Here is a 14000-nt window from a genome sequence, read left to right on the forward strand (position 1 = left end):
CCAGATCACTTTTCACTGTCCATGTGCTTGAGTTGGGCTTCGGGATAGCGGGCGCCGGCTGCAGCATCCTTGGGGACGGCTCGTTCGATGGTAGCCATGTCTTCTGCGGACAATTGCACAGCGCGTGAGCCGAGTGCCTCCGTCAGCCGGTCGCGTCGCCGTGCACCTATCAGAGCCACGATGTCCTGCCCTTGAGCGGACACCCAGGCGATGGCGATCTGCGCCACCGATACCTGCTTCGCCTGCGCGATCTTGCGCAACTCCTCCACGAGCGCGAGGTTCTGATCGATATTGCCGTCCTGGAAGCGCGGGCTCATGCCGCGGAAATCGCCGGTGCCGCTTCCCTGTCCCTTCTGCCAATGGCCGCTGATCAGGCCGCGTGAGAGAACGCCGTAGGCGGTAATGGCAATGCCGAGTTCGCGGCAGGTCGGCAGTATTTGGTCCTCTATGCCGCGTGAGATCAACGAATACTCGATCTGCAGGTCGCAGATCGAATGGGTGCTCGCCGCCCGGCGAATGCTGTCCGCGCCGACTTCGGACAGGCCGACATGCCTTATATAACCAGCCTTGATCATGTCGCCGATCGTGCCGACCGTCTCCTCGATCGGAACATTGGGATCCAGGCGCGCAGGGCGGTAAACATCGATGTAGTCGACGCCGAGGCGTTTCAGCGTATAGGCAAGGAAGTTCTTGATCGCCGCCGGGCGGGAGTCGTAACCGCTCCAGTTGCCGACCGGATCGCGTAGCGCTCCGAATTTGACGCTGATGACGACCTCATCCCGCTTACGGTCGTTCAGCGCTTCGCCTATCAACATTTCGTTATGGCCCATGCCATAGAAATCGCCGGTATCAAGCAGATTGATGCCGACGTCGAGAGCCGCGTGGATCGTTGCGATGCTTTCGCTGCGGTCGGATGGCCCGTACATGCCGGACATGCCCATGCAGCCGAGTCCGATCGCCGACACCATGGGACCGGTTTTTCCCAATCGATGCATCTCCATTTCTGTCTCCATGCATGTGTTGATGTTCGGACGAGTTTTAGCGCGCCGGCCTTCGTGCGATAATCCATGCAAATGTGAACGGGCTGTACGGGAAAATGCACGATGGAAGACCTTCCCCTCAATGATGTGGATGCCTTCACAGCCATTGCAAGGGAGCGCAGCTTTCGCGCGGCGGCGCGCAAGCGTGGCGTTTCGGCTTCGTCGCTCAGCGACTCGCTGCGCCGCCTCGAGGAGCGCGTCGGCGTTCGCCTGCTCAATCGAACGACGCGCAGTGTCACACCGACGGAGGCGGGAGAACGGTTGCTCGAGCGGCTTGCACCCGCTCTAGGGGAAGTTTCCCAGGCACTCCAGCAGCTCGACACATTTCGCGACAACCCGAGCGGGACGTTGCGGCTCAACGTGCCGATGATCGCCGTACGGCTGTTTCTGCCCGATCTCGCCAATCGCTTTTTGAGGCGTTATCCGCAGATCTCGCTTGAGATCGTCGGCGAAGACTCTTTCGTCGATGTGCTTGCCGCCGGCTATGACGCCGGCATTCGCTATGACGAGCGTCTCGAGCGGGACATGATTGCTGTGCCAATTGGGCCGCGCAGGCAGAGATATGTCACGGCCGCCGCGCCGGATTATCTGGCGCGGCGTGGTGTGCCCAAGCACCCGCGCGATCTGCTTGAGCACGATTGCGTCCGGCACCGCTTCCTCAGCGGAACCGCTTTGCCATGGGAGTTCGAGCGCGGCGAAGAAACCTTGATGATTACGCCGAAGGGGCCGATTGTCGCCAATGCAATCGATATGGAAGTTTCTGCCGCCGTTGCGGGGCTTGGGATCATACGCACATTCGAGGAGGTCGTCTCCCCGGCCGTCGAAACGGGTGCGCTCGTGCCTGTTCTCGAAGAATGGGTGAGTGAATTTTCCGGGCCATTTCTCTACTATGCCGGTCGTAAGCATTTGCCACCCTCGCTTCGCGCTTTTGTCGACTTCGTCAAAGGCGAACGGGTCAAAGGCGGCTAGAATCTGCCTTTGTTCCGCTTCTCCATCAACAGAAGTCGTGCGCCTATCAAAAGATTTGAAATGTTCACGGATTGTTTCGCTAATATGCGTGAGCTATGTAACATGATCGGCGACGAGTTCGTCTTTTCCAGAAAACAACCTACTGTAGAGATCTCTGATGCTCGATCCGAAATTCGTTCGTCGTGGCCTCTTCCTCGTCTTCATGATCCTGTTTCTCGACGTGATCGGGATCGCGATCATCATGCCGGTACTGCCGGCGTATTTGGAGCAATTGACGGGTGGCTCGGTAAGCGACGCAGCCCTCGACGGCGGGTGGCTGCTCGTCGTTTATGCGGGCATGCAATTCCTGTTTGCGCCATTTCTCGGCAATCTCAGCGATCGTTTCGGGCGACGTCCGATCCTGCTGCTGTCGGTGCTGACTTTTGCTATCGACAATTTCATCTGTGCGGTGGCAACCAGCTTCTGGATGCTGTTCGTGGGCCGGGCGCTGGCCGGCCTTAGCGGCGGCAGTTTTGCGACCTGTTCCGCCTACATTGCCGATATCAGCAACGATGAAAATCGCGCCAAGAATTTCGGGCTGATCGGTATTGCCTTCGGCGTCGGTTTCACGATCGGACCGGTCATTGGCGGCGTCCTCGGCGAATTCGGACCCCGGGTGCCGTTCCTCGGAGCCGCGGCGCTCTCATTCGCAAATTTCGTTGCGGCCTACTTCCTGTTGCCCGAGACCTTGGACGCTAGGCACCGTCGGGCCTTCGAATGGAAACGCGCCAATCCACTCGGCACGCTGAAGCAGATGCGGAGCTATCCGGGCATCGGCCCGATCTGTGCCGTCATGTTCCTCTTCTGGCTGGCGCATGCCGTCTATCCGGCCGTCTGGTCCTTCGTATCGACCTATCGCTACGGTTGGAGCGAGGGGCAGATCGGCCTATCACTCGGCATCTATGGGATCGGTGCGGCCTTCGTCATGGCTGTCATTTTGCCGAGGATTGTGCCGGTACTTGGCGAGTGGAAGACGGCTGTGCTTGGCTTATCCTTTTCCGTTGTCGGCCTGACCGGCTACGCCTTCGCGTGGGAGGGCTGGATGGTCTATACTGTTATCGTGCTGACCGTGATGGAGAACGTCGCCGATCCGCCGCTCAGAAGTATTGCTGCAGCCAAGGTGCCGCCGTCGGCTCAGGGAGAGTTGCAGGGGGCGCTGACCAGCCTCAGCAGCATCACGACAATTGTCGGGCCACTGATCTTTACCCAGCTGTTCGGCTACTTCACGCGGCCAGAGGCCCCGGTGCGCTTCGCCGGAGCTCCATATCTGCTCGCGGCCGTCATCATCCTGATTGCAGCCCTCGTGTTTCTAGCGAGGGTGCGCACGATCAAAGCCGCCGAGGTCGTGGAACAGCCAGCGGAGTGAGCCATCAGAATTCGTGATGCGATGATGAATTTTTCATCATTTGCACAGTTTTGCGTAGTTCTTTGCCGGGCTTTGAACTAAGCCCTGTTGATTACTTTGCCGCAAGTTGCGGCCATCACCAATTCAATCACAGGAACAGTGTCATGGACACGCCGATCGACGCGCGCAAGCTTGCGCCGAAAACCGATAACCATTGGGCTGCGCATTTCCGCGCGACGCTGGCGCTCGGCATCCCGCTGATCGGCGCGCAGCTTGCCCAGCTTGGCATCAACACGACCGATGTGATGATCGTCGGCCGTCTCGGTGCGGAGAATCTGGCTGCGATGGTATTGTCGGCACAGTTCCTTTTCACGATCCTCGTCTTTGGGTCGGGCTTTGCCATTGCTGTCATACCGATGGTCGCACAAGCCTACGGCAAGGGCGACGTCGTCAGCGTGCGCCGCTCGCTGCGCATGGGTCTATGGGTCGTGCTGGCCTATTGGGTGATCATGCTGCCGGCATTCTTCAACTCTGAGCGGATATTGCTCGCCGCCGGGCAGAAGCCGGACGTGGCGGCACTGGCGCATGGCTACATCCTGATCGGCCAGTTCGGCGTGCTGCCTGGCCTGCTCTATAACGTCATGCGGGCGCTGGTGAGCGCGATCGGGCGTGCGGCCGTCATTCTGAACGTGACGATCGCAATGCTCGTGCTGAACGCCTTCTTTGCCTATGCGCTGGTGCTCGGCCATTTCGGCTTTCCGGCGATGGGCCTGGAGGGCGCGGCGATCGTGTCAGTGGTCGTGCAGATTGCCGGCTTCCTGTTCATCGTTGGCTATGTCCAGAGCAGGGCGGAGACGCGACGCTACGAAATTTTCGTGCGCTTCTGGCGTCCGGACTGGAAGGCATTCTGGGAGGTTGTCCGTCTCGGTCTGCCGATCAGCGTGACGATCCTGGCCGAGGTGAGCCTCTTTACCGTGGCGTCGCTGCTGATGGGGCATATCGGAACGATCGAGCTTGCCGCTCACGGCATCGCGCTGCAATGGGCCTCGATCGCCTTCATGATCCCGCTCGGCTTGTCGCAGGCGGCAACCGTTCGGGTTGGTGTAGCGCATGGGCAGGGTGATTACACTGCAGTCGTGCGGGCCTCGATCGCTGTCGTCGTCATCGCCTGTGTGATTGCTGTCGCCGGTAGCATTGTGTTTGCTGCCGTTCCTGAATTCCTGGGAAGCTGGTTCCTCGATACCAAATTACCGGAGGCGCCGCAGGTGCTTGCCTATGCCGGGCCGCTGATCGTCGTGGCGGGTCTGTTTCAGTTGGTCGATGGCCTGCAGGCAATCGCCAATGGATTGTTGCGTGGTCTGAAGGATGCGCGCGTGCCGATGATTCTGGCGCTGATTGCCTATTGGCCGATCGGGTTCTTCCTCGCCTGGGCCTTTGCGTTCCCGCTTGGCTTTGGTGGTATCGGCATCTGGTTCGGCTTCCTGGTCGGGCTTGCGGCGGCAGCCGTGATGCTTTGCGGACGCTTCTACCTGCTTCTCCGTCGCGAGAAGGATATGGCCGGCGTCTAGCCGGCCAATTCGGAATCAAGCCGCCACCGGCTTGTAGTTGGCAATGTCGGCGCGAATGCCGAGCCGCTGAAACAGCGCCTGCGGATCGAAGTTTCGGGCGCGATGGGCGGCTTGCACCGCAGCCTTCACCCGTTCGATCACCTCGGCGCTTTCCCATTGGGCAATCGTCACGAAATTGAATTCGCCCGGGCCGGAAACCTGTTCCAGCACCTGATGGCTGATAAAACCGTCCTGCGCCCGCAAAACCTCGTGCGTCTTCAGCACGTTCATCAGAAACTCCTCGCGCGCAGCCTCCGGAACCGCAAACTTGTCGATCCGGTAAAACTCTCCATTCATCCTCATCTCCTTTGCTTTGGATGTCACCAACGCGGGTGTAATTCCTCAAGTTAAGTTGAGGTCAATAGGCCGAAACAACAATGTCCACTGGCGAGCATGGGCGAATGGACGACATCGGGGCTGACGCTGCGGTTAGGCGGTGAACCCGTAAGCCCGAAATGATCATGGGCGGTCGTGAGGACCCGATCCGCTTGTGCGTGCAGGCCGGAGAGCGGTGCCTTCGGAGTGATCTGGTCAACGAAGCGGCATCGGATTGTAGCCAACCTCATTTCTGCGTAGCATCGGCCAAGCCGTATTTCAGCAACTTGGGGGAGAGCTGCAGCATGGCGAAGCTCGTATTTGCTTTGAACCAGTCCCTTGATGGTTACGTCGACCATACGGAATTTTCGCCTGATCCCGCGCTCTTTCGTCATTTCATTGATGACGTTCGCGGCCTTGCCGGCAGTGTGTACGGTCGTCGCATGTATGAGGTGATGCGGTACTGGGACGACGACCGTTCCGAGTGGGACGACGCGAAGCGCGACTATGCAGCGGCATGGCGGCGCCAACCGAAATGGGTCGTGTCGCGCTCGTTGCAATCAGTAGGGCCGAACGCCACCCTTGTCGTGGATAACGTCGAGACGACGATACGCGGGCTGAAAACGCGACTGGATGGGGACATTGAAGTTTCCGGGCCTGAGTTGGCGCGAAGTCTGACCGATCTCGGTCTGGTCGATGAGTATCGGCTGTACCTCCATCCCGTCGTGCTTGGTCGCGGCAAACCGCTTTTTGCAGGCCCGCGGCCGCCGCTGCGCCTGGTCGCGAGCGATCGAATCGGCGCAGACGTGATCAGGTTGACATATGTTCCAGCATAGGCGCGCCACCAACCCGACGGCCTGCTCGCCTCGAGCCCCCAGTGGCCTACAGCCTAGTAGTTATACATCGACATCGGATCATTGACGCAGGCGTAGTCCAGCAGACACTGTTTCCCGCTGCCGTCACGCAAACTTGCCGTACTCAGCTTGTCGCCAGGCCCACACTGCGCCGGCGGATAGCGAAAGTTGCGGCCGCCGAAGCCGAGACGGACATAGACCTTTTTGGACTGGCGTATGATCTGCGCGAGCTGCGCGCAGCTGTAATCTTTTGCATCGACCTTCACAGGCCCGGCGGCAAGAGATACCGTCGGGAGCAAGCACGCAACTGCTAGTATCAAGCACCTCATGGCTGCCTCCCTCACTGAAATGCAGTAAATCAGCAGTTGCGGCACCTTTCAAACGGATATCGCGTGGCTGCGGTCGCAGCTGCGCGTAATAGCTGCAAAAAATAAAAAAGCCCGCCGGAGCGGGCTTTAGAATTGCAGGAATGCGTCTCAGCGCTCTGCGAGGGCTTCCTCGCCCTTCTTCGCGCGCACCAGATTGATAAAGCGACGGAAGAGGTAGTGGCTGTCCTGCGGGCCGGGGGAAGCCTCCGGGTGGTGCTGAACCGAGAAGATCGCCTTGCCGGCGACGCGCAGGCCGCAGTTGGTGCCGTCGAAGAGGGAAACGTGAGTCTCTTCAACGCCATCGGGCAGAGACTTCGTGTCGACCGCGAAGCCGTGGTTCATCGAGACGATCTCGACCTTGCCCGTGGTGTGGTCCTTGACCGGATGGTTGGCGCCGTGGTGGCCCTGGTGCATCTTTTCGGTCTTGGCGCCGAGCGCGAGTCCCAGCATCTGATGGCCGAGGCAGATGCCGAAAACCGGAATGTCGGTCTTGATCAGTTTCTGGATGACGGGAACGGCGTATTCGCCCGTTGCGGCCGGGTCGCCCGGGCCGTTCGACAGGAAGATGCCGTCGGGCTGCATGGCGAGAACTTCCTCGGCGCTCGTAGTCGCCGGCATGACGGTGACCTTGCAGTCAAGGCCGGCAAAGAGGCGCAGGATGTTGCGCTTTACGCCGTAGTCGAGGCAGACGACGTGGTACTTGGCGTCTTCGGCCCTCAGCTCTCCGTAGCCTTCGTTCCAGATCCACGGGGTCTGCGCCCACTGCGACGACTGGCCCGACGAAGCGATCTTGGCGAGGTCGAGGCCTTCGAGGCCGCTCCAGGCCTTGGCTTCCGCCTTCAGCGTCTCGACGTCGAAGACGCCGTTCGGATCATGGGCGATGACCGCGTTCGGGGAACCATTTTCACGGATCCAGGCGGTCAGCGCACGCGTGTCGATGCCGCAGAGGCCGATGATGCCGCGAGCCTTCAACCAGGCGTCGAGGTGCTTGACGGCGCGGTAGTTGGACGGATCGGTGATGTCGGCCTTGAAGATGACGCCGACCGCGCCGTGGCGTGCCGCCGGCGTCAGGTCTTCGATGTCTTCGTCGTTGGTGCCGATGTTGCCGATGTGCGGGAAGGTGAAGGTGACAATCTGGCCGAGATAGGAAGGGTCGGTCAGGATCTCCTCGTAGCCGGTCAGCGCCGTGTTGAAGACCACCTCGGCCTGGACCTTGCCGGTCGCGCCGATGCCCTTGCCTTCAATGACGGTTCCGTCTGCGAGAACGAGCAGGGCGGTCGGCTTTTCGGTTGTCCAGGGTGCTGTCGCGGTCATCTTCATCCCGTTTCCGGCGGCCACACGTCCTTGGGCAACGTTGGCCGGCCATTTGGTTCGCAAGCATACGCACGCGGCAAGGCGCGCGCTCTCAGGCCTGATCACGAATTTTGGTGCAGGTGGCGGTAAATAGCCACGCTATTGCGCGAGGTCAATCTTTGTACCGCACATTCTGCCGGTTTTCTCGCGCTTTCTGCCGTCGTTTTCCGCAATTTATTTGATCCCATGCATTCGCGTGGTTTATGAAGCGGCAACCAAACAGGAGTGATTATGATGTTGCGCGATCAACTCGCCGCCGCCCTCAAGGATGCCATGAAGTCCAAGAACGCCGAGCGTCTCTCGACGGTTCGCCTGATTCAGGCCGGGATCAAGGACCGTGACATCGCCAATCGCGGCGCAGGCAAGGAAGAGGCCAGCGACGACGAGATTCTGCAGATCCTTGCCAAGATGGTGAAGCAGCGCGACGAATCGGCGAAGATCTACGAAGAGAACGCCCGGCCGGAGCTGGCTGCCAAGGAGCGCGCCGAGATCACCGTGCTGCAGGACTTCCTGCCGAAACAGCTCTCCGACGCGGAAGTCCGCAGCAATATTGCGGCGATCATCGCCGAGACCGGTGCTGCCGGGCCGAAGGACATGGGCAAGGTGATGGCGGTGCTCAAGGAGCGCTATGCCGGCCAGATGGATTTCTCCAAGGCCTCCGGCGCGGTCAAGGAGCAGCTGAACTGATCAGCGCAGGCTCGCCGTCTTCCCGGCGGCGGGCCCAAGCACCGCCTCCGCGGCAGCGTCGACAACGGCGAACTTGGCTGCTTGGTAGCCCCAATATTCCATGACAAAACCCTGCGAGAGCCAGGTATCGCCTTTGTAGGGCGGCTGAGTCCAGCCGACGCTTCCCATTTCCGAGGCCTGCGTCAGCAGGCGCTTCAGATGCGTGTTGGAGATCATGAACTGGTCACGGATGTCCTTTAGCGACAATCGCCCGATGTCGACCCGATCCGACCTGCGATCGAAGGTGTCGATGCGGCTCATGAGGTAGTCCATGATCAGGCCACCGGAATTGGCCCAGTTGAACAAATTGTATGTTGCGCCGGGATCGCGCACGGCGTCGCTATCGATGATCGCCTTGGAAATCAGCGGCTGCATCTTGGCGAAGGCAGACGGATCGGCGTTGATCCGGTCCAGCCGATTGCCGCCGTCCAGACTATCAAGAATGAAAAGGTGGGTGGCGAGCCATCGGAAGAAGTGTTCGTGGGCGGTCTCGGTCGGCTCCAACAGGCGCGTGCGCTTGTCGCTTGCGCTCTCGACAGGGCGAAGAAACCGGTAGGCGAGCATTTCCTGGATGAAAGCAGCGGCGGTATTGCGGCTTGCAATCCTGTTCGCCACAACGAAGGCGATGAAACGGCCCGAATAGAGGCCTAGCTTCGGTTCGCCGGGATAGCCGAAATGAAGGGCGAAACCGGCATGGGCCATCAGCCAGCGCTGTTGAGCGGCGAAGATCGAAGCGATACGCGGGCTTTCGCGATAGATCGCCAGCATTTCGCGGGCGCAATGCAATACGGCCACAAAGAAGGCATCGCTTTCTAAAAAATCTTCAACTCTATGTGGCATTCGACCATCCCGCTATCTCGCTTCATTGGGCATCGTGCGATAACTGTCAATGCCTTCTGCGGCCGCTGGTGGCGACGAAAATATCAAAAAATGAAACCTAGGGGCGAAATTAAAGAAGGCAGGAGCTGGGGGTGCTCCTGCCTTCTTGCTCTTTGCTTCCGGTGGCGACGCAGGACCGAGATCCAAGCCAGCGGGTACTCGCAAAGGCACCCTCGCGAGGCGGCGCCGGGGGTAGGGATGGTGCCTCGCTTGGGGATCGCTTTGTTGACCCTGAGGTTATTGCGGCGCGGCAAGTGATTCAAATTACAAAAAAATAATGATTGGCGCCGGAGCCTGCCTCAGGTGTGGCATTTGGGCTAAGGATTGTGACTTCGGTGCAGGAAAACACCGTTCACAGCGGTCCAGAAGCCGTTGTTCTGCCATCGATTTTTGACGATCGGCAAGAAATTCGTCGCTCCCGATGCTGACGTTGCATACACGTAAAAGGCGGGCTCGGCCTGTCAGTGTCGCACCCCATGTCGCAGGGGTGGTAACGCATTTTTGAACGCGCTGATGGGACAATTTCCGATGGCGCGACGATCCTGTGAATAGCGCGTCGTTTGGGCAAATGCCGTGGCATGTGCTGACGAACCTGCTTATATGGACCCCAATCAAGAGGTTCCAATGCGCTTTTCCAACTCCTTTCTCGACGAGATACGCGATCGCGTGCCGATTTCGGACGTAATCGGTCGTCGCGTGAGCTGGGACAAACGCAAGACCAATGTCTCTCGCGGGGACTATTGGGCCTGCTGCCCGTTTCACGGGGAGAAGTCACCGAGCTTTCACTGCGAGGACCGCAAGGGACGCTACCACTGCTTCGGCTGTGGCGTCACCGGCGACCACTTCCGCTTCCTGACCGACCTTGAGGGATTGAGTTTTCCGGAAGCCGTGCAGCAGATCGCTGACATGGCGGGCGTTGCCATGCCGATTGCCGATCCGGTCATGGAGAAGCGCGAGAAGGAGCGTACCTCGCTTCTCGACGTGATGGAACTAGCGACCACGTTCTTCCAGGATCAGTTGCAGACGGCGAATGGCGCGCGGGCGCGCGCCTACCTCCGTGATCGCGGGCTGACGGGACGGACGATCGAGACCTTCCGGCTTGGCTTCGCGCCTGATAGCCGCAATGCCCTGAAGGAGTTTCTGGCAGGAAAGGGTGTTGGCAAGGAGCAGATCGAGGCGTGCGGTCTGGTTGTCCATGGTCCCGATATTCCGGTTTCCTATGATCGCTTCCGCGACCGCATCATGTTTCCGATCCTGTCATCCCGCGAGAAGGTCATCGCCTTCGGCGGACGTGCGATGTCACCGGATGCTCCCGCGAAGTACCTCAATTCCAATGAGACTGAGCTCTTCCACAAGGGCAATGTGCTTTACAATTTCGCGCGCGCCCGCCGTGCGACGCAGGGTGCAAGCGGTGAGGGCACGATCATCGCCGTCGAAGGCTATATGGACGTGATCGCGCTGCATCAGGCCGGTGTGGAGAATGCCGTGGCGCCGCTCGGCACGGCTCTGACCGAGAACCAGCTCGAACTCCTCTGGAAGATGACGCCACAGCCGGTACTTTGCTTCGACGGAGACGGCGCCGGCATTCGCGCCGCCAATCGTGCCGCCGATCTTGCGCTCCCGCACATCAAGCCGGGGCGTACCGTGCGCTTTGCTCTCCTCCCCGACGGCAAGGATCCGGACGATCTCGTCCGCGACGAGGGCCGCGCACCTTTCGATAAGGTCATGAGCCAAGCGAAGCCTCTGGCAGAAATGATCTGGAGCCGTGAGATCAATACCGGGCAGTTCGAGACGCCCGAAGGGAAAGCGGAGCTCGAAGCGCGGTTGAAGCAGCTGGTTGCCGTCATTGCCGATGAAAATGTGCGCCGGCACTACCAACAGGATATGCGCGACCGCCTGAACAGCTTCTTTCAGCCGCAATTCCAGAATCGCGGCAATGAGCGGCGAAGCTTTGATCGCGGCTCCGGCCAATCGCGTGGCCGAGGCAACGAAGGCCCACGTGGTCCGCGGCTTTCCGGAGGCGGCATTTCAGATCGGCTGGCGCGCTCGGGACTGGTGAAGGGCCATCAGGAAACACCGGCGTTGCGCGAGAGCGTGTTGGCTCTGACCGTCATCAATCATCCTGCCTTGATGCAGGACGAATATGATGAGATCGCTTCCATCGATTACGACAACCGCGAACTGCAGCGGCTTTGGTCGGTGATGCTCGGCGCTGCCGCTGCCGTCGCCGGGCCGCACCTGACGCGCGAATACCTGCTGGAGCGTATGGAGGAGCAGGGGTTTGGCGCGCTGCTGCAGGGTCTTGAGCAGCAAATCCGCAACGCCCGGCTTTGGATCGCCACGTCAGAGGCGGCGATGGAGGATGCACGCGAAGGCTACCGGCAGGCGCTCGCCTTCCACAAACGCGCCAAGGCTTTGCGCTTCCAGAAGATCGAACTTGAGCGTGAGATCGCCGCAGCGACCGAGGCCGGCAACGGGGACGTGATCGACCAGCTGATGCGCGCGCTCCAGGAGGTCCATTTCGAAGGGCTTCGCCTCGAGAATCAGGAAGCAATCATTGACGGCTTCGGCGTGCTCTCCGGTCGCGTCAAGGGAGCGGCGAGCCATTGAGGGATCCGAAGGACCGAGAATTTTCCGCTGGCGATGCGTTGTTCGGCGCCGAGCGGTCGCCACTTGCGATTCTCAACCGCGTCTACGGCTATCCCGCCTTTCGTGGCAAGCAGCAGCAAGTGGTCGATCATGTCGTCTCGGGGGGAGATGCCGTCGTTCTTTTCCCGACCGGGGCGGGCAAGTCGCTCTGCTTCCAGATTCCGGCGCTCTGCCGCGAGGGTCTCGGCATTGTCGTTTCGCCGCTAATTGCGCTGATGCGCGATCAAGTGGAAGCGATGAAGCAGATCGGCATCAGGGCGGCGGCGCTGAATTCCACGCTGTCGCGCGAGGAGTTCATCGACGTTCGCCGCGCGATTTCCACGGGCAAGCTCGATCTCCTCTACGTCACACCCGAGCGCATTCTTCTGGATGGATTTCGCGATACGATTGGTAATGCGAGAATTTCGCTTTTCGCTATCGACGAGGCGCACTGTGTTTCCCAATGGGGACATGATTTCCGCCCCGAATATCGCGAGCTCGGCAAGCTTGCGGAACAGTTCCCGGGTGTGCCGCGCATCGCGTTGACGGCCACGGCAGACCCGCATACCCGCGAGGATATCATCGAGCGCCTGGCGCTGAACAATGCCAAGGTCTTCACGACCAGCTTTGACCGGCCGAACATTTCCTATGAGATCGTCGAGCGGGACCAGCCGCGCCAGCAGTTGCTGCGGTTTCTCGCCGGCCACAAGGGCAACAGCGGCATCGTCTATTGCCTGTCGCGCGCCAAGGTCGAGGATACGGCCGAGTGGTTGAACGGCCACGGCATCCGAGCGCTGCCCTACCACGCCGGCATGGACCGGGCACTTCGGGACGCCAACCAGGACGCCTTTCTGAAAGAGGAAGAGCTTTGTCTCGTTGCAACTGTCGCCTTCGGCATGGGGATCGATAAGCCGAACGTTCGCTACGTCGCGCATCTCGACCTGCCGGGCTCGGTCGAGGCCTATTATCAGGAGACCGGTCGCGCCGGGCGTGACGGTCTGCCGTCCGAGGTCTGGATGGCGTACGGCATGGCCGATGTCATCCAGCGGCGGCGGATGATCGACGAGGGTGGAGCGGCCGACGATATCAAACGTGTAGAGCGTTCCAAGCTCAATGCGCTGCTGGCAATTTGCGAGACTGCTTCGTGTCGGCGTCAGGCGATCCTCGCGCATTTCGGCGAGGCGTATGCCGGCAAGTGCAGCGGCTGCGATACCTGCCTGAAGCCGGTTGAAACCTGGGACGGTACCGAGGCCGCGATCAAGGCGCTCGCGGCGATCTATCGCACAGGCGAGCGCTTCGGCACCGGGCATGTGGTCGATGTCCTGCTCGGCAACGTCAACGAGAAGACGGAGCGCTTCGGCCACACGACGATGCCGGTCTTCGGCGCGGGCAACGATCTGCCGGCGCGCACCTGGCAATCGGTCTTCCGGCAATTGCTCGCCATGGGGTTGGTCAGGGTCGATCAGCAGGCCTTCGGGGCCTTGAAGCTGGAGCCGGAGGCCCGCGCCGTGTTCAAGCATGAACGGGTGGTCTTTTTCCGCAAGGATCGCCCGGTTGCCGAACGCCGCTCGAAGCGCGTGGCGCAGGCCGAGCGTCGGTCGGTGCTGGCCGGTGACGACAACGTGCTTTTCGAAGCGCTGCGTGCCGAGCGGACAGCCATTGCCCGTTCGCTCGGCGTTCCGCCTTATGTCGTCTTCCCGGATACGACGCTGATCGCCTTCGCGACGGAGCGACCGCGCACGCATAAGGAAATGCTCAGTGTTTCCGGCGTCGGCCAGTCGAAGCTTGAGCGCTACGGAGACGCGTTTCTGGACGTGATCCTCAGCCACGACAGCTAGGCATTTGACCTCGTGGCGCAACGGTGCCATCTTTCGCAA

General features: G+C 60.5%; 12 protein-coding genes. 7 read left to right on the plus strand and 5 right to left on the minus strand.

The features are described 5' to 3' along the window. Positions 1-5 precede the first annotated feature (5 nt). Entirely contained in the window at positions 6-1001 is a 996-nt protein-coding gene (locus FHX16_RS16945; protein WP_259129473.1) for an aldo/keto reductase, read from the minus strand. Between the two features lie 102 nt (positions 1002-1103). Between FHX16_RS16945 and FHX16_RS16950 the strand changes: the two genes are divergently transcribed. The 3 genes from FHX16_RS16950 to FHX16_RS16960 all read left to right on the plus strand — a co-directional run bounded on the left by FHX16_RS16950 (position 1104) and on the right by FHX16_RS16960 (position 4961). After that, positions 1104-2009 (plus strand): LysR family transcriptional regulator, encoded by a 906-nt coding sequence (locus FHX16_RS16950; protein ID WP_183861113.1) that lies wholly within the window; start codon positions 1104-1106, stop codon positions 2007-2009. A gap of 157 nt (positions 2010-2166) precedes the next feature. Continuing rightward, on the plus strand, positions 2167-3414 hold the full coding sequence (locus tag FHX16_RS16955; protein ID WP_183861111.1) for a TCR/Tet family MFS transporter: 1248 nt from the start codon (positions 2167-2169) through the stop codon (positions 3412-3414). A gap of 143 nt (positions 3415-3557) precedes the next feature. Further along, on the plus strand, positions 3558-4961 hold the full coding sequence (locus FHX16_RS16960; RefSeq protein ID WP_183861109.1) for an MATE family efflux transporter: 1404 nt from the start codon (positions 3558-3560) through the stop codon (positions 4959-4961). A 15-nt stretch (positions 4962-4976) separates the two neighbouring features. Here FHX16_RS16960 and FHX16_RS16965 read toward each other — a convergent pair whose 3' ends face one another. Then, on the minus strand, positions 4977-5297 hold the full coding sequence (locus FHX16_RS16965; RefSeq protein WP_183861107.1) for an antibiotic biosynthesis monooxygenase: 321 nt from the start codon (positions 5295-5297) through the stop codon (positions 4977-4979). A 323-nt stretch (positions 5298-5620) separates the two neighbouring features. Here FHX16_RS16965 and FHX16_RS16970 point away from each other — a divergent pair, with 323 nt between their 5' ends. Then, positions 5621-6151 carry a dihydrofolate reductase family protein gene (locus FHX16_RS16970; protein WP_259129474.1) on the plus strand — a complete coding sequence of 177 codons (531 nt, stop codon included), beginning with the start codon at positions 5621-5623 and terminating at the stop codon, positions 6149-6151. 53 nt (positions 6152-6204) lie between these two features. Here the strand turns inward: FHX16_RS16970 and FHX16_RS16975 are convergent, their stop codons facing one another. Next, positions 6205-6498 carry a hypothetical protein gene (locus FHX16_RS16975; RefSeq protein ID WP_183861103.1) on the minus strand — a complete coding sequence of 98 codons (294 nt, stop codon included), beginning with the start codon at positions 6496-6498 and terminating at the stop codon, positions 6205-6207. Between the two features lie 147 nt (positions 6499-6645). Then, on the minus strand, positions 6646-7851 hold the full coding sequence (carA, locus tag FHX16_RS16980; protein ID WP_183754298.1) for a glutamine-hydrolyzing carbamoyl-phosphate synthase small subunit: 1206 nt from the start codon (positions 7849-7851) through the stop codon (positions 6646-6648). Positions 7852-8124: 273 nt separating this feature from the next. Between carA and FHX16_RS16985 the strand changes: the two genes are divergently transcribed. Next, positions 8125-8577 (plus strand): GatB/YqeY domain-containing protein, encoded by a 453-nt coding sequence (locus tag FHX16_RS16985; protein WP_183754780.1) that lies wholly within the window; start codon positions 8125-8127, stop codon positions 8575-8577. Here the strand turns inward: FHX16_RS16985 and FHX16_RS16990 are convergent, their stop codons facing one another. Continuing rightward, positions 8578-9456, minus strand: coding sequence for a hypothetical protein (locus FHX16_RS16990; RefSeq protein WP_259129475.1), 879 nt, complete (start codon positions 9454-9456; stop codon positions 8578-8580). Positions 9457-10119: 663 nt separating this feature from the next. Between FHX16_RS16990 and dnaG the strand changes: the two genes are divergently transcribed. After that, positions 10120-12105, plus strand: coding sequence for a DNA primase (gene dnaG, locus FHX16_RS16995; RefSeq protein WP_183861099.1), 1986 nt, complete (start codon positions 10120-10122; stop codon positions 12103-12105). Next, on the plus strand, positions 12102-13961 hold the full coding sequence (recQ, locus tag FHX16_RS17000) for a DNA helicase RecQ (RefSeq protein ID WP_183861097.1): 1860 nt from the start codon (positions 12102-12104) through the stop codon (positions 13959-13961). Before dnaG ends, recQ begins: the two co-directional genes overlap by 4 nt. Positions 13962-14000 lie beyond the last annotated feature (39 nt).

The organism is Rhizobium sp. BK661 (assembly GCF_024808825.1).
GTDB lineage: Bacteria > Pseudomonadota > Alphaproteobacteria > Rhizobiales > Rhizobiaceae > Rhizobium.

What these genes read in the sequence shown, in the direction of transcription:
- FHX16_RS16945 (WP_259129473.1), bottom strand. Translation starts at nt 1,001, where the DNA reads ATGGAGATGCATCGATTGGGAAAAACCGGTCCCATGGTGTCGGCGATC.
- FHX16_RS16950 (WP_183861113.1), top strand. Translation starts at nt 1,104, where the DNA reads ATGGAAGACCTTCCCCTCAATGATGTGGATGCCTTCACAGCCATTGCA.
- FHX16_RS16955 (WP_183861111.1), top strand. Translation starts at nt 2,167, where the DNA reads ATGCTCGATCCGAAATTCGTTCGTCGTGGCCTCTTCCTCGTCTTCATG.
- FHX16_RS16960 (WP_183861109.1), top strand. Translation starts at nt 3,558, where the DNA reads ATGGACACGCCGATCGACGCGCGCAAGCTTGCGCCGAAAACCGATAAC.
- FHX16_RS16965 (WP_183861107.1), bottom strand. Translation starts at nt 5,297, where the DNA reads ATGAATGGAGAGTTTTACCGGATCGACAAGTTTGCGGTTCCGGAGGCT.
- FHX16_RS16970 (WP_259129474.1), top strand. Translation starts at nt 5,621, where the DNA reads ATGGCGAAGCTCGTATTTGCTTTGAACCAGTCCCTTGATGGTTACGTC.
- FHX16_RS16975 (WP_183861103.1), bottom strand. Translation starts at nt 6,498, where the DNA reads ATGAGGTGCTTGATACTAGCAGTTGCGTGCTTGCTCCCGACGGTATCT.
- carA (WP_183754298.1), bottom strand. Translation starts at nt 7,851, where the DNA reads ATGACCGCGACAGCACCCTGGACAACCGAAAAGCCGACCGCCCTGCTC.
- FHX16_RS16985 (WP_183754780.1), top strand. Translation starts at nt 8,125, where the DNA reads ATGTTGCGCGATCAACTCGCCGCCGCCCTCAAGGATGCCATGAAGTCC.
- FHX16_RS16990 (WP_259129475.1), bottom strand. Translation starts at nt 9,456, where the DNA reads ATGCCACATAGAGTTGAAGATTTTTTAGAAAGCGATGCCTTCTTTGTG.
- dnaG (WP_183861099.1), top strand. Translation starts at nt 10,120, where the DNA reads ATGCGCTTTTCCAACTCCTTTCTCGACGAGATACGCGATCGCGTGCCG.